We start from the raw sequence: 21,115 nt of genomic DNA, 5'->3' as shown, positions 1-21,115 counted from the left end.
GAGAAAGCCTTCACTTGTTTAAAGAATATAAACTTTTTCAGTGGACTCAAAGAAATTCTACACTTTTTTCCGTAAATAGAAATAAAACAACACACCATCTACCGTATTCGTTACTCCATATTCCACTTTATGAAGTTCTAAAATATTCTTGGAAATAGCAAGTCCAAGCCCCGTTCCACCTTGTGAGCGTTGACGAGCTGTATCAATCCGGTAAAAACGTTCCCAAATTTTATCTATTTGTTCCTCTTCAATATGGGCACCTTTATTTTCGATACAAACTTTTATACAATTTTGCTCGTCTATTGTAGAAATAATAATATCTTCTTTTTCTGGTGTATAGCGAATTGCATTCGTAATGAAGTTAACAATTACTTGTTCAATACGGTTTTGATTGGCAATAACTTCAGCTGGATATACATATTTGTAAACATGAAGTTCTTTTTTCTCTATCTCTGATGAGAGCTGCTCACATATTTCCTCAATCATCTCATCAATATAAAAAGAATCCATCTTCATGTTATATGTACCAGATTCAAATTTAGCTAATTCCAGCATATCTAAAATTAACATATCCATCTTATCCACTTCTTTTTCCATCGCCTGAAAGTAATATTCTTTTTTGTGCTCTGCTACTCCATCTTTTAAAATAGAAATACAACTTTTCATAATACTTAGTGGCGTCTTCAATTCATGTGAGACACCTGAAATAAACTCTTTCCGTGTATTTTCTAATTTTCTTTCTTTTTCGATGTCTTGTTCCAATTGTTCAATATGTGAATGTAGTGTATTAGATAACATATTAATATTTTGTGATAAATCACCAATCTCATCTTTTGAAGTAATTGGAATCTTTTCCGAAAAATCTAAACGTGCAATTTTTTTCGTTGTATCATTTATTCGTAATAAAGGTTTGGCAATCTGTTTTGAATAATAAAAGGAAGCAAGAAAAATAAGAACCAATACAAATGCAATGAGATATACATAGTAATCTTTTACCATTTGTACAGCTTCATCTACCGGCTGCAAGGAAGCCATCGCGAATATATAGGTCAACGAGCCATCTTTTTCTTTTATCGGTTTAATTAATAATTTATATTTTATATCATTTTTTTCATAGTCATTTATTTGTAAGGAGTCTTGTGTCTGTTGATTTTCATTTAACAACAAATCCGTTTGAAACTCTCTTATACTTTCCATAAATAAGTTATTTTTATAAATTGCATTGTCTCCCGCCGTTTTATCAGGAAGTTGAAGTTTCACAATGCTACCTGTAAAAAAAGCATAAGGGACTTCGCTCTTTTTTTTATTGCCCTTTTTTATTTCCAAATTAATTTCATTCATTTTCTTATTAAGTGTTTTATTTGTCCAATTTAAACTTCCATTTGCCATAGTAATTGAAGACGGAATAAATGTATCATCTTTCTCAATCCCAAAAAGAGAGACTTTTGTACCTGGCTTACGAAATATCTCTTCATGTTCAATCTCATCGATGTTCAAAAGATTATATAAGGGAATTGTAACGGTTGCTTTTCCCAATTCATTTTGTGAAGCACGATCTAACTTCACCTCTAAATAAAAATCATTCAAACCCCTTAAATTCCCATAACAATCTACTGTTGTAATCCACGTATTATTTTCTCGATAAAAGTCTTGTTCAAGTTTTTGAATTGCTTCTGTATTATGATTACTTAAATACGATTTCTCAAAAGAGGTCATATTTGTTTGAATATTATTCACTTTTCGATTCTCATAATATTTTTTAAAAAATATCGTTTGTCCAATAAAAATTGTTGCTAAAATTAACATGCATAAGGCTGCCGTAAGGATAAATAGTTTTAGTACAATACCTCTTCTCATACATCCCCCTCAAATTTATACCCCATCCGAACAACAGTCGTAATATACTTCGCCTTGTCTCCTAATTTATTTCGCAAATTACGAATATGGCTATTCACGGTCCGATCATCACCAACAAATTCATAGCCCCAAATCTTTGTAATCAATTGTTCCCTTGTCAGAACAATCCCTTGGTTCTTCATAAGATACGTTAATATCTCAAACTCTGTATGTGTCAGATTAATATCAATCCCATCTACAGTAACGATACGCGATGGAAAGTGAACATAAATCCCATTAATAGATAACGTGTCATTATCATTACTTGGAGATTTACTTACAAGCTTTCGGTTTTCAAGCAATCGTTTTGCTCTTGCCAACAAAATAGGTGGACTATATGGCTTTGTTACATAATCATCTGCCCCTAATTCAAATCCAAGTAGCGTATCATCTTCATCAACACGTGCTGTTAGCATAATAATTGGCACTTGAGATGTCTTACGAATCCTTCGGCAAACGGACCAACCATCTAATTCTGGTAACATAATATCAAGAATAACTAAATGAACCTCTTCTTCTTCAAACAAGGATAAGGCTTCTTTCCCATCACTTGCCTCAAATACTTTATATTGTTCATTTAAAAAATAATCCTTCAAAATTTCACGTAAAATATCTTCATCTTCAACAATTAAAATGTTTTTAGACATATCCTACTGCTCCTTTTTTTAATTCAACAACAAATAGACCAACAACCTATTGCATAATATCAAGAATAACGAAATGAACTTCGTTTTTACAATCGTTTTATTTTTTTATTTCTTTCATTTTAATATTTGCCTGTTTATAAAAAGCTACTTTCTCCTGATTATATTCATTAGTGTATTTATTAAATCTATCCTTTTCTGAATGAATTTGTTCATAAGATTGATTGATCGTTTTTATTTTCTCACTAATTGATTTTAGTTTTTCATCTTTCGCTTGTAGCATTCTATACAGTTCTTGTTCTAATTGTAATAATTGTTTATAACTATGATGAAATTTATCGAAAGAATCAGCCCGATTTTTATATGTCTCTTTAATTTTTTCAGCCTGCTCTTGTAGCTTCTTATCTTCTAATTTCTTTATATATTTATCAACAGGATTCATTTCTTCTTCTGCATTTCTTAAGGAAATTTTCTCCTTCTCTAATATTTTTTCACGATCACGTATATTTGTTACAGCTTGATCTAACTTTTCTTTTACTACTTGATTATTCTCTTTTCCCTCATGTGTAATTTGAGTATATAACTCTTGGCCTTGCTTTTCTAATGCTGCTAATGTTTTCGTATCCTCAAACATTTCCTTTTCCTGTTTTGCAGCATTTTCAAATGCCATATATAATTCTTCTTCTGCTTTTTGTCCTAAACATCCGGACAACAAGAATACTGATAATGCTATTATAAATGCCTGTTTTCTATATCTCATCTGCAATTCCTCCTACTTAGATACGATTATCCTTCCAAAAGTTTAATGGGAAATGAGAGGATTCATCATACACTTCAAATTCATAACCTTTGTTACGAAGATCATCAATAATTCTTTGCAACGCCTGCACTGTCTGTGATTTTTCATGCATTAAAATGACTTCACGATTTTGGCTAACTTGAGAAATTGTTTTTTGAACAACAGCATCCGGATTTCCTGGGAACTGCCAATCTAAAGAATCTATTGTCCAGTCCCACTCTTTCATACCAGCAGCTACCATTTGATCTCGTAATGCCTCTGTAAGCCCAGGCATACTCCCATACGGACAACGAACAAGCTTTGGATGAACTCCAGTTACTTCTTTCATGATATCCTGCGCTTGTTGCATTTCTTCGACAAATTTGCCTTGCGTATACAACTTTCCATAATTATGTGTCATACTATGAACACCTGGGTAGTGTCCTTCATTTACTAAACGCTTTACACTTTCTTTATGAGCTGGGATGTTTCCACCAATCATAAAGAACGTTCCTTTTATATTATTACGCTTTAAGATATCTAAGATTTCTTTTTGAAACACACTTGGTCCATCATCAAATGTTAAGTATGCTATTTTACGAACCTGACCATTGTATTCATCTGGTGCCGTTTTTTTCATTTCTACTTTTGTTTGTTCACTTGCAAGCTGAACAACGTTTTTTTCATTTCTACTTTTGTTTGTTCACTTGCAAGCTGAACAACATTTTCTTGATTCATTACTCCCTTTGCAGGTGATGTAAAAGATTGAAACATAAAAAAACCTAGTGTGATACAAGCAAATATTGAAATAATGACTGCTATTTTTAGTCCTTTTGTAAACATTCTATTATGTCCTTTCTAGTAATCTTTATTTTTAAAATTTCAATGAAATAATTTTATTTACTGAAATGAAAACTTTAAATATATACAAATCCATTTTAGTTTTTCAACATATAAGTTACTGCTATGCAGAACACAACATGGCCTGTACTTGCTTTCCCCCATTGTTTTAAACTTTGTATTTGGCAGAAAAAGGCCCTGACCGCTTCTATGCACAGCCATATGCTCTCGTCCCCCTCTAAAAAGAAAGGGATTTTTATGTCGTTTTTTAACTTGTATATAGAGAGTGAATTTCGTCTTAAATTATTTTTCCCATTTAATTAAACTACTAACTTTTGAAATATTCTATAATACCGCTAACAACTCCAGAAGTTACGTTTGTTTGAAACTCCTGCGAATTCATTCGTTCTTCGTCTTCTTGATTTGTAATATAACCTAGCTCAAGTAAAATTGATGGTTTTTGATTTTCACGTAATACATAATAATCGCCAAATTTTACACCTCTATTTTTTGCTTGTATATGTTTGAACAAATTTTCATGTATGGTTTCCGCTAGTGCTTGTTCTCCTTTGTAATAATAAGTTGTTACTCCTTTTGCATCATTAGTTGTGAAACCATCATAATGAATACTAAGAAAGAGATCTGCCGACTTATTTTCAGCAATAGCAACGCGATCTTTTAATGATACAAACGTGTCATCTGGACGCGTTAATATTACAGTCATTCCCTCTTCCTCAAGCCTTTTTTGAATGTTCTTAGCTGTTTTGAGGGTTATATCTTTTTCTCTTGTTCCTTTTTGTCCAATAGATCCAGGGTCATTTCCTCCGTGTCCTGGATCTATGACTATAACTTTTCTTTGAACTTGTTCTTCTTTCCATAACACCTCTTCAGAACTAGTTCCTGTTACTTTTAAACTCAATAAAAAATAAACCGATGCAAAACTTATAAATGTCAATATAGGATATATAATTGTTTTTTTGTTCATGAAAAGCTTCTCCTCTTGGCCAACTTATTTTTGACTACTATCATTACAATCTAATAGACTTGGTTAATCATAATTGTTTGAAACTCCTACAAATATAAATGCAAGTACTAAATTTCCTTAACCATCTATAAAGTGAAACTTCCATCACCAATCGGGCTCTTACGGGCAGTTATCCCCCACCTATCTTCTTCGCTTTCTCTAAATTTTGAGGTGGGGGTCTTACTGCCCTAAAGTAGCGGGATAAATCTTGCAACGCCTTCTGGATGTACTGATATGGTATAGGTTTCATGTAAAGATTAAATGCAGATAACATGCAGTTCTTTTAAAAATTGTTATGTACAGAAAGTGAAAAAGCTCTTGATTATTTTTTAATAAATAAAAAGAATCCATTTTGAAAAATGGATTCTTAACTAGCAGTTTTACGTTTTATTTTTATAAAAAGCTTAATCATTTTCTATCAGTATTGCTCCGCAATCGCGCCCGATTGCTGAACAAAAGTAGATTTAGATTTTTTTATACAACCTTGAAATACTCCTTTCTTACCCGTTTGTACAATCATCTAAATTTATCAACTAACCAAGGCTTTATCAATGCCAGAACCGTTATAGGTTGCATAGCTTTGGTGTGGTCCATACAAATGGCATTCCAATCGTTCTCGTTTTATCTTTTTACAATGATGAATGTGAAAGAATGATTTCCACGTTTTAAATAAAATTTCGATTTGCCAACGTAAAGAATACCAATCATGTACTTGCCCCATCGGGACAATATCTGTAGGGGTATTTGTCATATATACATTGATACCACTGAGTCGTTTACTACGAGGAGAATACTTCATTCCTTTCTTCTTTTCTCTTACAGCTTGATCTTGTAATCGTTTTTTTTGTTGTTCTTTTGTTAGTCGATGTACAATCACACGAGTGGGTACTTTATCAGTCATTCCTACATAGGCTTCGGATATTTCACATGTTTTTCCTGGCTGAAGAGAGTTCATTAAGACCTCCATATCTATCTGTATATACTCTGTACCTTTCTTAATTCTTCCATCTTGAAAGTAATCAGGGGTGGGATTTTTTTGATAAATACGTGTATTCGACTTGATACGAGAGATATAGTAAGCTTTTTATCTTGTATATGTTGAAGATCTTTCAAATGAAAATAACCTAAATCTCGGATACATAAATCATTCGCTGTTATAGTTGGGACACACAGAGAGCCGTAGGTTCGATCATGTTGTTTACCTGGACCTGTATGAATATGTAGGAACTGTCCGCTTAACAGGTCATACCCAAGTTGAATTTTCATCCCAGCTGTATGACTGCACCCTCCTGCACCTGGATAAACGAATGAAAAGATATCTGGAAGTTGAAATGCGGTGGAATCCAGGATCCGAATACGCTTGAAAACAGAAGTGAATGGAGAAGAAATCGGTATAAATGAGGCTAATTTTTGGTTTAGAAGTTCGGCTAATATGTGTTGTAAAAATTGAACGGCCGCTTTATTAAATCGTTGATTTAGTCCCTCAGGACTGATGAGAACTTCTGTTGACGCTTCTAAACAGCTAAATAGCTGAGTTAAAGAAGTCGTAGCGACATTTTGACTCATCCATACACATAAAGCGACTAAATCTTTGGCTTGGTACTTACTTGTTCGTTGCACAAAGCCAACATCTCTAGCAAGATTTCGTAAGATATTAGGAGATAAAAAGCTTTGAATTTCTTGAGCAAATAGTTGTAATTCATCAGATACAGAAATTGACATACAAAAACGCCATCCTTTCCTATGATTCTACAGAAAAAATAGCGTATTTTTTCATTTTAGGGGGAATTTTGTTTTGTTAGCTTGATAGCGATGGGGTAATACCCCATGGTTATCCCTATGACTCAAAATTACATGTATATCGGCTGAACCCCATTTAGGGAAAGCCATGTAATGTGTGGTTTTTGTTGCATGCCCTATACATGTAAGGTTAACATAACGTCCTATTATCGGGATTCAATGTATTTAGAAGACTATTAAAAGTCCTCCAGATTGTTTAACTGGAGGACTTTTATGTTCACATAATTCTTGTTAGCGGAAGTTATTTTTAGAGTTCTATTTGTTTTTCTTGAATTATAGTCTCAGTACTAATTGGTTCTTGATTTAGTACTATGTATCCAAGCCAACTAATTAGTAAATAAACGGGTATTGAAAATAGATGTTAAGTGACAATAAAGTTGTTTAATTCTTATTGGACTACCGCGCAGTGTAGTGCAAAAATCAAAGGTAAAGGAGGACCTCTACCTTTACCTTATTTTAACTTTAGCTGTAGTATAGGGTATGGACGTCCCGAAGAATCTGTTTCTGTTTCACTTACTATAAAAAAGCCATTATTTATATAGAATTTAGTTGCACTCTTATTGTCTTTATTTACATCAACTGTCGTAATATCAAAGTCTTTAATTAAAGAATAAATAATAGCTTTACCGTATCCTTTACCTGTTTTATTTGGTTTTAAGAATAACATTTCTAAGTGTTGTTTATTTACAGCAGAAAAGCCAATTAAATCATCTTTTTCATACCATAACTGGATATTAAGATGTTGGAAATATGAGGGTATTTCTTTTTTAATCTCTTCTCTATCGGTATCTGTTAAAAAGTGATGAGTAGCTAAAACCGACTCTTCCCATATGTTCAAAATTGTAACATAATCTTTCTGATTTGCTTTTCTATATATCATGAATATCTCTCCTTTAGTTTTAAATTATCAACTCCTTCCCAATAAGTAATTTATGATTTTCATGTTATATAGCCATGAACTTATATTGTTCATTAATAAAACCTCCAATAAACATTTAATTAATTATTCTATAAAATCTTTATTATTTATTCAGTAAACGGGGCTTTAATTGAATAAGAATTAAACAACTTTATTATTGATTTTTGAGTGCAAACACTTTTAAATGGATAGCAATTAAACAACTTTAAAGAGCTTTACTACAATTCAATGTAGCAAGGCTCTTGTATTTTTTATATCTAAATTAAATAACTTTATTATCACTTTACAACGGCTTTATTTTTTACATAATTCTCGTTAGCGGAAGTTATTTTAAAATTCTACATGTGGACTTTTTCCTTTTTCCTCGTTATTACAAGCTAATAATGGTTCGTACATCATTATAGCGTGATTCTCCGTTACATATTGATCTTCTACAAACTGTTTCTGTTGGTTATATACTCTACGTTGAATAACATTGTGTCGTATATAACCACCCCAGTATGCAGATTGGATTGAGTGTTCTTTTTCATAAACTTCATATTGATAAAGCTGCGGATAGGCTGTTCTCCATTCACCAACTAAATGTTTATCTGTGATATAAAGGTGAAGTTGATACGATTGGTCCGTTTCGTTTTTAATTTGTAAGTCTAAATAATTATAGGAACAAGTTGCTCCGCTTCCAAACGGCTGAGTCCGCTTGGAATCAGGAAAGACATCAAAGCTATGACGATATCGCTCTGTTACTGTCAGTGGTGTATGTAAGGTCATCCAATATATTAAATTTGAAAGCTGACAAAGTCCCCCTCCAATGCCTGCTTGAAAAGATCCATAGTGTAATATCATACCTTCTACATACCCTTTTCTCCTAGTAGGCTTACCTATTAAACGCCAGTAAGAGAATGTTTCTCCCGGTCTAATGACGATACCATCTAGCTGTTTAATGGCAATCTTTAAATTAACAACTTTATTCTGTTGATACCACATATCTACATCCTTGAGCTTACGAAGTAGTATCGTTCGGTGCTGAATCGCTGTACAGGGTAACTTTTCTTGTTGTAAAGTTTTTGCGTATGTTTTTCTGTCTGCTAACCACTGGATGTACCTCTTTGTAGAGTAATACCATGTTCCTAGCATAATACGATACTTAGACCGCTGTTTAGGACATAAGTTCACTATATTCATTTTATTCCCTCTCCCTTCTTCCTAATTATACCATTCAAGAAAAATGATGTACTGTATACTTTTGGATGTATATTCTATACAGAGTTAGTCGACATAACGCCACATTATCGGTAGCAAGAAAAAGGGTTCTGGTGCAAAAACTTCAAAATACCTGGAAGTAATCTCCTAAACTTGGACATACTGATACTAGTACTCTAAAAAAGGACGTGATCAGTATGGAAAAGCAAAACCTATTCAAGTGGAAGCATTATCAGCCTGAACTAATCTTATTAACAGTAAGATGGTACCTGCGGTACAATTTGAGCTTTCGTAACCTGGTGGAAATGATGGAGGAAAGAGGATTATTCATTGCTCACACAACGATTATGCGATGGGTTCATCAATATAGACCTCAATTAGAAGAGCAAGTACGATATCATCTGAAATCAACAAATGACTCATGGAGAGTCGATGAAACCTATATTAAAGTAAAAGGGCAATGGATGTATTTATATCGTGCCGTTGATTCAGAAGGTAATACGATTGATTTTCACTTAAGTAAAACTAGAGACCACAAGGCTGCAAAACGCTTTTTTAAAAAGGCATTGCGGTCTTTTCATATTTCAAAGCCCCGTGTGATCACAGTGGACAAGAACCCAGCCTATCCTATGGCCATTGCTGAGTTAAAGAAAGAGAAAAAGATACCTGTAGGCATCCAAATAAGACAGATAAAATATCTAAATAACATTGTAGAACAAGATCATCGTTTTATTAAGAAACGTGTTCGTTCTATGTTGGGATTAATTTCTTGATTTTCATGGAAATGTATTCTCAAATCCAAAATATGGTTGACATTATGGGATTACATTCGTAATATTTAATTATAGATTACAAATGTAATACAAGGGGTGGAATTTTATAAAATGAAGGAATTACCTAAAATATCGGAAGCTGAATTGGAAATCATGAAAGTTCTTTGGTCAAGGTCGCCTCAAACAGCCAATGAAGTAATTGAAGTACTTGATGAAACGATGAATTGGAAACCGAAAACGATTCGAACGCTTATTAATCGATTAGTCCAAAAAGAGGCTGTTTCTTACCATCAGGATAAAGGGCGTATGTATGCATATTATCCTTTAGTGTCGCAAAATAGTTATCTACAAGTAGAAACCAAATCGTTCCTCAAACGTTTCTGTGGTGCAGCATTTAAACCTTTACTTGTGAATTTCTTAAAAGAAGAAAAACTTTCTTCAGAAGATATTAACGAACTCAAACGTATTCTGGATGAGAAGACTGTGGAAAGTCAGAGGAAGGATAGATAATGATAGATATGTTTGCAAATGTCTATCTACCTCGATTTTTTGATTGGGTGATAGAAACATCCATTATGGCAAGTATATTAGTCGGATTAATCTTATGTGTCAAAATCTTGCTTAGAAACAAGATAACTCCGCGATGGCAGTACATGTTATGGATGATTTTAATTGTAAGACTTCTATTACCATGGTCACCAGATAGTTCCTACAGTATTTATTCTCTTCTTTCATATAGCTCTGGCGTGTCTGAGATTTTTCAAAAGGATACTACTCCAGCTATACAACAAAAAAGCGTGTCAGAAGATAAAACGAATCATTCAGTAACTACAAAAGGAGATAATTACAAATCTAACTCCGTAAATGTAATGAAAGAGAGTGACCAAATAGATAGTAATAAAAAGAAAGAAGATACTACACTTTCCGTTTATAAAGTTACGTTATATATTTGGCTTTTTGGAGTTGCTATTCTAGCGACGATAACTTGTATTACGAATAGACGATTATATTCTTACATAAAAAAGCAATCCAATATTACGGATGAAAAAATTGTTGGGATTTTTGAAAACTGTAAACAATCTATGGGAATTAAAAAACAAATTCCATTACGGTTGGCTGGGAAAATCTCAAGTCCGACTGTTTTTGGGCTTTTTCGCCCGAGAGTATTATTATCAAGCAGACATATGAAGGTATTGAATGAGCAACAACTACAATATATTTTTTACCATGAGCTATCTCATATGAAACGAAGAGATATAGCTGTAAATTGGGTTTTGTATAGTTTAATCATCTTAAATTGGTTTAATCCGATTCTTTGGTATGCCTATTCATGTATGCGAGAAGATCAAGAACTAGCCTGTGATGCATTTGCGCTTACCTTTATAGAATCAGAGGAACAAATTGCATATGGACATACAATTATTACTCTTTTAGAACATTATTCAAGTTATTATCAAGCACCGAATCTAGCCAATTTAAGTAGAAATAAACGAACGCTAAAAAGGAGAATTCTTATGATTAAGAAATTCCAAAAGAAATCATATCGCTGGTCTGTGCTTGGAATTATTGCAATAGTTGCTGTTGCATCTATTTCTTTATTCAATGCACCTGTAATAGAAGGAGATCAAAGGCAGAAGGGACAAACGATAGAAAAAAGTCAGAAATCTAAAGATGCTTTCCAAAATGCTGTAGACAGGCTATTTGGTACAGAAGAAAATGCGAGAAAAGAGTGGGGTTTCTCAAAAAGAACATATGAAAGTCGAACGGACTTTTTATACCTTGCTGAAAAGGCTTTAACAAAAGAAGAATTTGAGAAGTATGTGCAGTTATATAAAGAGATATTACATATCGAGAAAAAAGGATTAGTTAAAGTAAACATGCCTGAAAAATTCCAAGGGAATATAAAAGAGGTTAAAGAAGAGCGTTTAAGCGTAGAAAATCGTGAAAAATTAAATGAACTTCGTAATAAATCTAAACTTTATGAGGATAAGGTAGGGAAGTATCTAACATATACAGTTGAAGAAGCGCAGCAACATGTGGATTTCCAAATTAAGAAGCCAGCTTATACAATTGAAGGATACACCCTCAAGGACGAAAAGGTGGGTTATTACCTTAAAAGAAAACCAGAATTAGTTATTAATTTAGAATATGCGAACGGAAAAGGAAATTATACAATTTCTCAATCACAAGTATTCGGAGAAAGTAAAGATCCGTTCCATCATTTGTTTGTTGTAGAAGAAAACATTGAACAATACGAATTAGAAGGAAATCAAATATTCTACTCTACTCATAACTCACATAGTAATTTACAAGGTATGAAGATGATTGTTCCTGCAAAAGGGAAAAATAGTGCGTATCAAATTGTCATTATTAATCATAGTTTAGACAATCCAGGGGAAGCAGTGTTTGATAGGAATGTAAATAAAGCGGAACTGGAAAAAATAATGCTTTCAATGCTGAAATAATAAAGAGGTGTTTTGAAGGTTTATATCTTTAGAACACCTTTTAGTTATATTAAGCATAAATACTAGGAGGAAAAGAAATGCGTTCAAACAAATATAACACCTTAGCATTACTTTGTATGATGTTGTTTTTTATTACTTGGGTATTAATATTTTCATATGGGAATTATAACTATTCTGCTGACGATGCTGGCAGTAATTTTACTCCTGCTGAGATGAGAATATCGATTGTACTTGATATTTTACAGATGGTATTCCTTGTGATGTCTTTTGTATTCGGATTGATTGCATATTATGTTTCAGAGGACAATGGAGGATATGCAGGAATATGTATCTTAACATCTCTCATCTTGTTTATATTGACAGGGTTTTATGATGTTGTAATAGTTTACATATTAGTAACTGATCCAATACATTGGAAGCTTTTTTTCATGTAATTATTAAACAAGAAGTGCTGGTGAAAGATAATATCTCTTTCTAAATAGGATAGCGCCATATGCCCAGCAACTTAAGAAAAATAAACGCCCCAAAACGAAAAAAAATGAGCTGACTTCTCAAAGTAACTACCTGTGGAGAAAGAAAATTTTCGTTTAGGGGGTACTTCAAAACCTTAGCTTGATGGCGATGGAGTAGCACCACACATCCATCAACTTAAGAAACTAAATGTTCCCTAAAACGAAAAAATAAACTAAATTCTCATGGACACCTATGAAAAGATGAAATTTTCATTTTTGGGTGGTTCCAAACCCTTAGCTTGATGGACATGAGGCATCGCCAGCATTTCGGAAAATAGCCACGCTAAGGATTATTTACACAGTAACAAATTGCAAAAAAAGAAGACGGTAAACCCGCCTCCTTTATCTATTACCATGGAAGATCAGCTACTTTGAAATAAAGTTCGATTAAAAATAGCACACAATTACTACTCAAATTGGTAAAGAATATAGAAAATAGTCTTACCTAAATCGAGTTAAATGCTAAGCATCAAAATTAGCATTTTGGGCAAGTCTCACGTACTGACCATTTCTTTCATCTCTAATGACAGCTCCTAACTGAGCTAAATCTTCTCGTAGATATTTAGCATCTGCCTTTTTCTTTTCTTTCAATGCACGGTCTCTAGCATAAAGTAATACATTTATTTTTTCGGAAAAGTCAGTATGTCCTAAAATCCATCGTTGATATTGGCTACTAAATGGATCCGTTTCATTCCATGGATATTGATATTTATTAAAAGCTTCTCGTACAGTATCCTTCTTCACTTCAATAACTTCTCTATATAATTCATTACTCTTTTGTCCAAGGATAATTAAATGCTTATTTTCTATATAGATTGCTAAAATGTCCTGTTTCTCAATGACATTTACTTTTTCTCCAAATTTTAACTGTAAATTATTGTAGGAAATTGTGACTTCGAGACTCTCATTTAAAATAATAAAGCCTAATAATAAACCTGCTATTGTTCCAATAACAGTGGCAAGACTTGAAACCCATAAGCTGTTAAAGAATGTAATGAGTAAAATTAACTTTTCCATTGGAACTACTGGAAGTTTTAGTATCCCGTTGGCAATGATGGGAAGAAACCAACCAATCAAACCGCCTAATATCATGGGCACTAAAACAATAATTGCTTTTTCGAACTTACTATGTCCAAGAAATGTTTCTCTCTCTATCATAGTACCTATCCTCTCTATTAAATTAGTTATAAACAATATTTTGGAATTATATATCGACATATAAGGCAGATATGCAGAATACAACATGGCTGCTACTGGCTTACTCTCTTTGTTTTAAACCTCGCATGTGTTAGGAAAAGGCCCTGACCGCTTCTGTGAACGGCCAGATGCTCTCGTCCTCCCCTAAAAAGAAAGGGGTTTTTATGTCATTTTATTAACTTATATATAAATGATTTTTTGTTTTCATTATTTAACTATTTTCAATATGCTTTTTATCAATTCTTCACTATAATTTTCTAAACTCATTTTACTTTGGGAAGATATCAAAGATTCCGCTATCGAACCTTGAATAATTGTTGCGGTCACTTGAATATTAAAATCTCCAAATTCTTTTGATTCCTGCCCCTGTAAGAGAATTTCTTGTAATAAACCCTTTATTAAATCTTCTTCATCGTCTTCTAGTAAATAATAAGGAATATGATCTGGTGTTCGTGCATTAAAAACTATTTCAATTAAAGCGATATTATTTGTTCGGTTTATAACCTGATAAGCTAAACTTGCTTCGATAAATGCTTTTAATTTTTCTGTAGATGCTTGTTTTTGACTAACTCTTGCATTAATAAATAACCATTCTTGTTCAACTAAATACATTAAAGTATTGTTCATCAAATCTTCTTTACCAGAAAAGTGATAAGAAATTAACCCTGTACTTATGTTTGCTTTTTTTGCTATTTTCGACAAACTTGTACTTACATACCCAACTTCTCTTAAAACTTCAACAGCGGCCTTAATTATTTGTTCTCTTCTTGCTTCTGTTATAAAAGATTGTCTGTCTTCCATAAGAATCACCACCTTATAAATTTTTTATTATTTTTAATTGGATATTCATTTTTTTGATTGAACGTTCAATTAATTGAATTGTATATTTTTTTCCTATTCTTGTCAAATCTAATTTTATAGATTATATCTTTAAAATCTCTACGACCTCTAACAGGCCTCACCATACACATCCATCAACTTAAGAATTTTCTCTACCTCCAAGAGTAAAAAATGCCATCCTTTCTGTATATTTCTACAAAAAGTATAGCGTTTTTTTACTTTATGAATATAATCTCTTTTTGGTTTGATAATAGAGATGTCGGACGGTCAACTACTTATGAGCCGGGGAGTTCCCATTATACTGTGGTAGATATGGCTGATGATGCGGTTGGGGTACTCGATACATATCATATTGACGAAGCACACATTGTTGGAATGTCATTGGGTGGAATGATTGCTCAAATTGTAGCTTTAAGGAACCCTCAGAGAGTTCTAAGTATAACTTTGATTGCATCAGGTATTTTTGGTTCTGAAGACAACAACCAAAATTTGCCTCCAATCGATGAGAAGATACTCGCTTACCATGCTAATGCGACCAAACTAAATTGGTCGGATGAAGAATCTGTTGCAAATTACTTGGTTGCAGGATCAGCTTTACTCTGTGGTTCAAAGCATAAATTCGATGAGAAGAGGGTTTATAAGCAAGTAGAAAAAGAAATAAAACGAGCAAATAATCTACTCAGTATGTTTAATCACTCCCTTCTTAAAGGCGATGATTCTTATGAGGGGAAGTTAAAAGGAATCAATATACCTACCTTGGTTATCCATGGTACAGAAGATACAGTGCTTCCATACGAGCATGGCCTTGCTCTTGTTAATGAAATTTCGCATGCTTTGTTACTAACCCTAGAAGGATCGGGTCACGAGATTCACTGTGACGATTGGGATCATATAATCAACGCTATTTCGAACCATACTTCAGTCCTGTAATCATTATAGAAATCGTATAAAACAAAAAACACTTGGAAAAAGGGTTACAATCGAATCTGTAACCCTTTTTTTATTAAAAATCAGTTTTGGAACTGTTACTCAGTTAAAGAATATTAATGCTCAGTGATTGATATTTCCTTCCTATAACTGTGATTATGTGAATGGAAATTCCCTTCAGATCTTCTGAAGGGAATTTTCTAGGTTTTTAGATACATTGAATACCGATAAGTAACTCTATGTTTTTAAGCAGAAATTAGTATGAGATGAATAAAATGTCGAAATTATAATAATTTTGTGATTTTTTGTTGATTTATGTTATTTTTAATGTTAAACTCGTAATAACAAAGAAAGAGTAAACGAAAACCCTCAGCAATTAAATTGTCGGAATTTTTAGTTTTTATTGGTTGGTTTACTCCATGTGATTTACATTTTTGTGTATTGCTTTTCCACTCTTTCTTTGTTCCACCTTACAAAAGAAAATAATCCATTTGTATCCAAGTTGTTTTCTTTTGTAAAAATTCAATTTGTTGTTTTTATAACAGAGTTGGGATCACTATTTTAAAAGTTATTATGATTTATGGGGGTGACAGCTAATAAATCGGACATTTACTGAGGAGTTTATATACAATGGGATGGATACAGAAAGAGGTGGAAACTAAGAAATTTGGATTTTAATTTTTGAAAAGGAAGAATAAAAATATAGTGGACATACAATTATTACGATAAGGGAATGCGGTATAGATCAGTATACAAGCATTCCCTTATTATGTGTATGCTATTTTTGTTTTTAGCTGAGTTTATAAGTATTAATAATGGGGTACTGACGACAAAATGCGGATTTTATACGCTAAGGATATGCAGGATTTCATGCAGGCTACGAGAACGGTTTGGACTACCAAATGCTTTTGTGACAGGGATGTATGAAATTCCGCATACAGCGGAAGGAACGGAAGGCTGGCAAACTCTTGGTGTGAAGGGTTTTCTGGGATTTGGTTACTGCTGATAATGGTGCGTTATGTCTACCTCACATGAATAGAGTATACAACAAGAATAAGGATCGCAAAATTGCAATATTAACCTTATTTTTAGATAGTGCTTAAATTATTTCGGATGATTTCTCGTCCGCACTTGTCTAATCGTCAACTTTGAGTAAGAGGCTCATGATAATCGTTTATAAAGTCATGCACCAGCATAACGGATCACTTCCACCACAATGAGGGCAACAACCTCCTGTATAAGTAATTCTAATTTGATCTGAATGAAGTACATAATAACCAGTAATTGGTTCGACGCCAGGGATCTCTATCCTGCCTGGAATTTTACTAATGCTTCTTTGCTTTTCAACAAACTATTCGATCTTTTGAATTTTTTCACTTAATTCGGCGTTAGCTATTTTGGGTGTGAAGCCACTAACTGCCAGAATCATAGCAATCATTAACATACAAAGTCTTACTGATGGTTTCATTACCGATTCCCCTTGATTAAATTTATGCTTTTCATGTAAGCTTGTCGTTTACAATGGCTACTCCTCCAATCTTTAGAGTAGGCTGTGCGTATACACTGTCAATAGTCTAAGGTACTATTGACAGCATTACGGTCATAGCAGTTGTAACACGTAATAATGTCTTCATGCACTTTCATTCCTCCTTATACATTGTTCAATTGAACTGTAGTGTTTGTTGTACTAGATCATATGTTGTTTTAGAAGAATATGGTTAAAGAAAACATGTATTTGTCTTACAAATTAAGCTTGTATTCTTACAAAATTGTCACCTTCTATAAGGGATATCACTCCATCGCCAGCAAGCTAAAAAAAGATGGTTTCGGTGCACTACCGAAACCATCTGCTTAAATTCTAAAGTCTTTCTATGAAACCTTCCATTGTATAATGGGTATAGTTTAACTACTTCTTAGTTATATTTTCTTTTACTTCTCACTAAGAACAGTAAACCAATTACAAGAAGTAATCCACCTGCATATGGTGCTATTGAAAATTGACCACCTGTACTTGGTAACAGTTTCATCGGATCTATCGGTTTTGTTGGATCCACTGTTTTCTCTTCACTTGTAACTACTGTTTTTGCTGGTTCGCTTTCTTTCTCGCTTCCAGGTTTCTTCGCTACAGCGGTGATTTCATCACCTTTTGTTAATTTTGTTCCTTCCGGAACATCTAACTTCCATTTTCCATCTTTATCTACAGTTGTTTTACCGATCTCTTTTCCTGTTGAATCTTTGACAATAATTTCGTCTCCAGGAGTTCCTGTACCCGTAATCTCTTTATCTGTATCTTTGATTGGATCAATCGCTGGCTTGTCAGCTGTTTTTTCTGGATCCACTGATACGTCCGTTTTCGGAGTTTGTATTGATATACCTTCTCCTGTTACTTCCGCTGTGTTCGTAATCGTTTTTCCAAATTGACCTGACTTGATTTTCGCGTGAAATACCACTGTATGCCACTCTGTATCTGTCACATCTCCCAGTTTTCCAGTTACTTTTCCTGTTGCAAATTGACCATTGTCTGTGTCAGCTGCATCTGTCACATCTTTTCCATCTACTTGTAATGTACCTGGTACATATTCCAATCCTTCTGGTAATGTATCCGCAATTACTAGATTTTTTACTAAGCTATCTGAAACCGTATTACGTGTTTTGATCGTATACTCGATTTCATCGCCTACTTCTGTATTTTTATTTTGGAGGTTTTTCGCTGTTTTTTCTGATTCTAACTTCGAATCTCTTGGATATACTTCCACTTTTGCCTGTGGCTCTTGTGGCGTTACATTCTCTCCTATTACTTTCGCTTTGTTTTGAATGTTTTTACCCGCCTGGCCCGTTTTTACTTTCGCGTGGAACATTACCGTATGCCACTCTGTATCTGTCACATCTCCCAGTTTTCCAGTTACCGTTCCGTTCACATATTGACCATTGTCTGTGTCGGCTGCATCTGTTACAACTTTTCCGTCTACTTGTAATGTGCCTGGTACATATTCTAAGCCTTCCGGTAATGTATCTTCAATCACTACATTTTTAGCTAAGCTATCTGAAATCGTACTACGTGTTCGAATCGTATACTCGATTTCGTCTCCAACTTCTGTACTTTTATTTTGGAGGTTTTTTGCTATTTTTTCCGATTCTAATTTTGAATCTCTTGGGGTAACATCATTAACAACTTTGTTCGTTTCAGTTTGTTTTTGTTGTTTTACTAATAAATCTTGATATTGTATCTGCGCCTTATTCGTTATTGTTTTACCAATATTACTTAATTTAACTTTCACCTTAAATTGTACGGTAAATCCTTCTGGCGTATCTTTTATGTAAGGTAAATTTCCTAATTTAACAGTAACTTTATTATTTTGGAAATCTCCTTCATCACCATCTATCGCATCCGTTACACCTGTTGTAGTTCCATTTTTCGTCACTTTGATTGACCCCGGAACATATTCCGTTCCATCAGGAATCGTATCTATGAAAACAGAGTCAGAAGCAATGTCACCACCATAGTTTTTGGCATTCACTTTATATGTTAATTCATCTCCTAAATATACAGCTCCGTCTTTATCAACAGATTTGGTCGCTGAGACACAAGGTCCTGAACCAAGAAAAATATCATCTAAGAAATTCCCTATTCCTATGTCCCCACCGGCAGCAGACACAGACTCAAAACCAAATCGTGTTACCGTTTGTTCTGGTGGAACAATGTATGTTCCCTCATAGTGTCCCCATGTTTCGTCTCCATCAGTCATTTGTTGCACTTCTGGAGTCTCTAGAGGATTTGCAGTCACTGCACCAATTCGAAGTCTCATAGTGTCAGTCCCTAGTCTTCCCTTATGGGCTAGTCTCCAATGTATTGTTTGTCCTGGTGTTGTCTCTACATCTTGATACAGCATTCCAACGCTCGATGCATTTAATTCTGCATGTTGATGTCCAGATGCTGGATTCTGATCTCTCCAAATCTCTATTTCTCCGTTTACATCTGTAGTATTCCATCCCGGAACATCTTTAGCATCAAAAAATGAAACTGGTTCTCCTGCAGTTGGAGTTTCAAAATCACCATTAATCAACACTACTTGCTTCTGTTGTTGTGAGCACGTACCTGCTGTATTAGTATTATCTTCAGCTTTCACTTTTAGCATCGGCAAACCGCTAGGCAGCATGCCGCTAAATGCTAATAAAAATATCATGAAGAATACTACAATTTGTTTAAAACGTTCCCTAGTTTTTTTGTACAATAGGCTCCTCCGTGCCATTTTATCGCCTCGTTTCTTGAAATCATTTAAAACTCGACATTAATCGCATACATTCCCTCATTTCGGAAAGATAGTTCAAATCATACCTTTCTCTTCACAAAAGAATAATTCTTAACAAGTCAATTTAATTTAATTGAATAAAATATAATAGTTAAAGAAATTTAGAGTGGTATGAATAAAGTAGAAGATAAACAAATATGTAATTCTTATAAACTTTATCAATAACAATCTTCACTTTAAGAATTTTAGGTTAAATCATTTTTTAAACAGGATACCACATCTCTAATTAAACATAACAAATCTGAAAACTGTGTCTATCTTCACCAATAATTCTATAGTTGGGCATTTCTTTCCATACATCCCTCCTTATTTTTACAAATTAATATTTTATTTAGGTTATTTTAATAACCTAAATAAAATATACCACTTTTACATAAAATGGTTATTGAGAAATATTGGGGATGAGGTATCGCCACATCTCTATCAAGCTAAAGCGAATTTGTATTCACAAAATGAAAAAAAGTCTATAAAAAAAGAGCTAACTCATAAGAGTCAGCTCTTTTCATGTTGAATAAGCATTAATATTTATATTGTGTTTCTTTAAATTGAGTTGATATATTTATTTTTTTCTAAATATAGGGATAAATAATTTTAAAATAACCAACCAAGTAAACACCCAGCAACATTCAATATAATATCATCTACATCAAATACTTTATTCGACATAAAAGTGATAAAATCAATAGCCAACTGTATTAATTCTATAGCGAATGTTACTAATGTAGAGAATATAAAAGAATTATCCCTGCATTAGGTCACTATAAACTTACTAACTTGAAGCCGCCAGCTATAAATAAATTTTATAATCACCTCTTAAAAGACGAAAACTTGTCTGAAGAGTATGTGGAGTATATCCATTCTATACTTAAAACAGCTTTTAATACCGCCGTGGAATGGGAATATATTCGAACCAATGTATTTCATAAAGTGAAAAAACCTCGAAGAAAGAAAAAAGAAATGAAAACGAAAAAGGTGATCCACTGAATCCAA

At 33.4% G+C, this 21,115-nt stretch carries 14 protein-coding genes and 4 pseudogenes; 6 read left to right on the top strand and 12 right to left on the bottom strand.

Features of this window, described 5'->3' with window-relative positions; genetic code table 11:
* Positions 1-57: 57 nt before the first annotated feature.
* From WAZ07_RS15965 to WAZ07_RS15930, 8 genes and pseudogenes are all read right to left on the bottom strand, one after another.
* The gene (locus WAZ07_RS15965; protein ID WP_336473246.1) at positions 58-1,857 is read right to left on the bottom strand and encodes a sensor histidine kinase; all 1,800 of its coding nucleotides are present in this window, start codon (positions 1,855-1,857) and stop codon (positions 58-60) included.
* Positions 1,854-2,543, bottom strand: coding sequence for a response regulator transcription factor (locus tag WAZ07_RS15960; RefSeq protein ID WP_336473245.1), 690 nt, complete (start codon positions 2,541-2,543; stop codon positions 1,854-1,856). The genes WAZ07_RS15965 and WAZ07_RS15960 overlap by 4 nt, the downstream gene beginning before the upstream one ends.
* A 97-nt stretch (positions 2,544-2,640) precedes the next feature.
* On the bottom strand, positions 2,641-3,300 hold the full coding sequence (locus WAZ07_RS15955; RefSeq protein WP_336473244.1) for a YkyA family protein: 660 nt from the start codon (positions 3,298-3,300) through the stop codon (positions 2,641-2,643).
* Positions 3,301-3,316: 16 nt separating this feature from the next.
* Positions 3,317-4,161: pseudogene (locus WAZ07_RS15950) on the bottom strand (peptidoglycan-N-acetylglucosamine deacetylase).
* 325 nt (positions 4,162-4,486) lie between these two features.
* A complete protein-coding gene (locus tag WAZ07_RS15945) occupies positions 4,487-5,143 on the bottom strand; it encodes an N-acetylmuramoyl-L-alanine amidase family protein (RefSeq protein ID WP_336473243.1) in 657 nt (218 codons plus the stop codon).
* Positions 5,144-5,771: 628 nt separating this feature from the next.
* Positions 5,772-6,904: pseudogene (locus tag WAZ07_RS15940) on the bottom strand (IS4 family transposase); the annotation flags it as partial.
* A 529-nt stretch (positions 6,905-7,433) separates the two neighbouring features.
* Positions 7,434-7,862: a GNAT family N-acetyltransferase gene (locus tag WAZ07_RS15935; RefSeq protein WP_016113520.1), complete on the bottom strand. Its 429-nt coding sequence runs from the start codon at positions 7,860-7,862 to the stop codon at positions 7,434-7,436.
* Positions 7,863-8,231: 369 nt separating this feature from the next.
* Positions 8,232-9,083: a VanW family protein gene (locus WAZ07_RS15930; protein WP_336473242.1), complete on the bottom strand. Its 852-nt coding sequence runs from the start codon at positions 9,081-9,083 to the stop codon at positions 8,232-8,234.
* A 215-nt stretch (positions 9,084-9,298) separates the two neighbouring features.
* Between WAZ07_RS15930 and WAZ07_RS15925 the strand changes: the two are divergent.
* From WAZ07_RS15925 to WAZ07_RS15910, 4 genes and pseudogenes are all read left to right on the top strand, one after another.
* Positions 9,299-9,871: pseudogene (locus WAZ07_RS15925) on the top strand (IS6 family transposase); the annotation flags it as partial.
* A gap of 114 nt (positions 9,872-9,985) precedes the next feature.
* A complete protein-coding gene (locus WAZ07_RS15920) occupies positions 9,986-10,384 on the top strand; it encodes a BlaI/MecI/CopY family transcriptional regulator (RefSeq protein ID WP_336473241.1) in 399 nt (132 codons plus the stop codon).
* Entirely contained in the window at positions 10,384-12,339 is a 1,956-nt protein-coding gene (locus WAZ07_RS15915) for a M56 family metallopeptidase (RefSeq protein ID WP_336473240.1), read from the top strand. The genes WAZ07_RS15920 and WAZ07_RS15915 overlap by 1 nt, the downstream gene beginning before the upstream one ends.
* Positions 12,340-12,416: 77 nt before the next feature.
* Complete coding sequence (locus tag WAZ07_RS15910) at positions 12,417-12,773, top strand: hypothetical protein (RefSeq protein ID WP_336473239.1); 357 nt, start codon at positions 12,417-12,419, stop codon at positions 12,771-12,773.
* Positions 12,774-13,313: 540 nt separating this feature from the next.
* Here WAZ07_RS15910 and WAZ07_RS15905 read toward each other — a convergent pair.
* The gene (locus WAZ07_RS15905) at positions 13,314-14,009 is read right to left on the bottom strand and encodes a YqeB family protein (RefSeq protein WP_336473238.1); all 696 of its coding nucleotides are present in this window, start codon (positions 14,007-14,009) and stop codon (positions 13,314-13,316) included.
* Positions 14,010-14,255: 246 nt separating this feature from the next.
* A complete protein-coding gene (locus WAZ07_RS15900) occupies positions 14,256-14,849 on the bottom strand; it encodes a TetR/AcrR family transcriptional regulator (protein WP_336473237.1) in 594 nt (197 codons plus the stop codon).
* Positions 14,850-15,131: 282 nt separating this feature from the next.
* On the opposite strand from WAZ07_RS15900, the pseudogene WAZ07_RS15895 reads away from it, so the two are divergent.
* Positions 15,132-15,818 (top strand): annotated as a pseudogene (locus WAZ07_RS15895) (alpha/beta fold hydrolase); the annotation flags it as partial.
* A gap of 1,910 nt (positions 15,819-17,728) precedes the next feature.
* Here the strand turns inward: WAZ07_RS15895 and WAZ07_RS15890 are convergent.
* Together WAZ07_RS15890 and WAZ07_RS26270 are read right to left on the bottom strand one after the other, a co-directional pair.
* A complete protein-coding gene (locus WAZ07_RS15890) occupies positions 17,729-20,047 on the bottom strand; it encodes an isopeptide-forming domain-containing fimbrial protein (RefSeq protein ID WP_336473236.1) in 2,319 nt (772 codons plus the stop codon).
* 669 nt (positions 20,048-20,716) lie between these two features.
* Positions 20,717-20,815, bottom strand: coding sequence for a hypothetical protein (locus tag WAZ07_RS26270; protein ID WP_396547475.1), 99 nt, complete (start codon positions 20,813-20,815; stop codon positions 20,717-20,719).
* A 48-nt stretch (positions 20,816-20,863) separates the two neighbouring features.
* Here WAZ07_RS26270 and WAZ07_RS26265 point away from each other — a divergent pair, with 48 nt between their 5' ends.
* A complete protein-coding gene (locus WAZ07_RS26265; protein ID WP_396547515.1) occupies positions 20,864-21,109 on the top strand; it encodes a phage integrase SAM-like domain-containing protein in 246 nt (81 codons plus the stop codon).
* Positions 21,110-21,115: the final 6 nt, after the last annotated feature.

This window comes from Bacillus bruguierae, assembly GCF_037104725.1.
GTDB classification, from domain to species: Bacteria; Bacillota; Bacilli; order Bacillales; family Bacillaceae_G; genus Bacillus_A; species Bacillus_A bruguierae.
The sequence above is the reverse complement of the archived record's forward strand: the minus strand, read 5'-3'. Positions and strand labels throughout refer to the sequence as shown.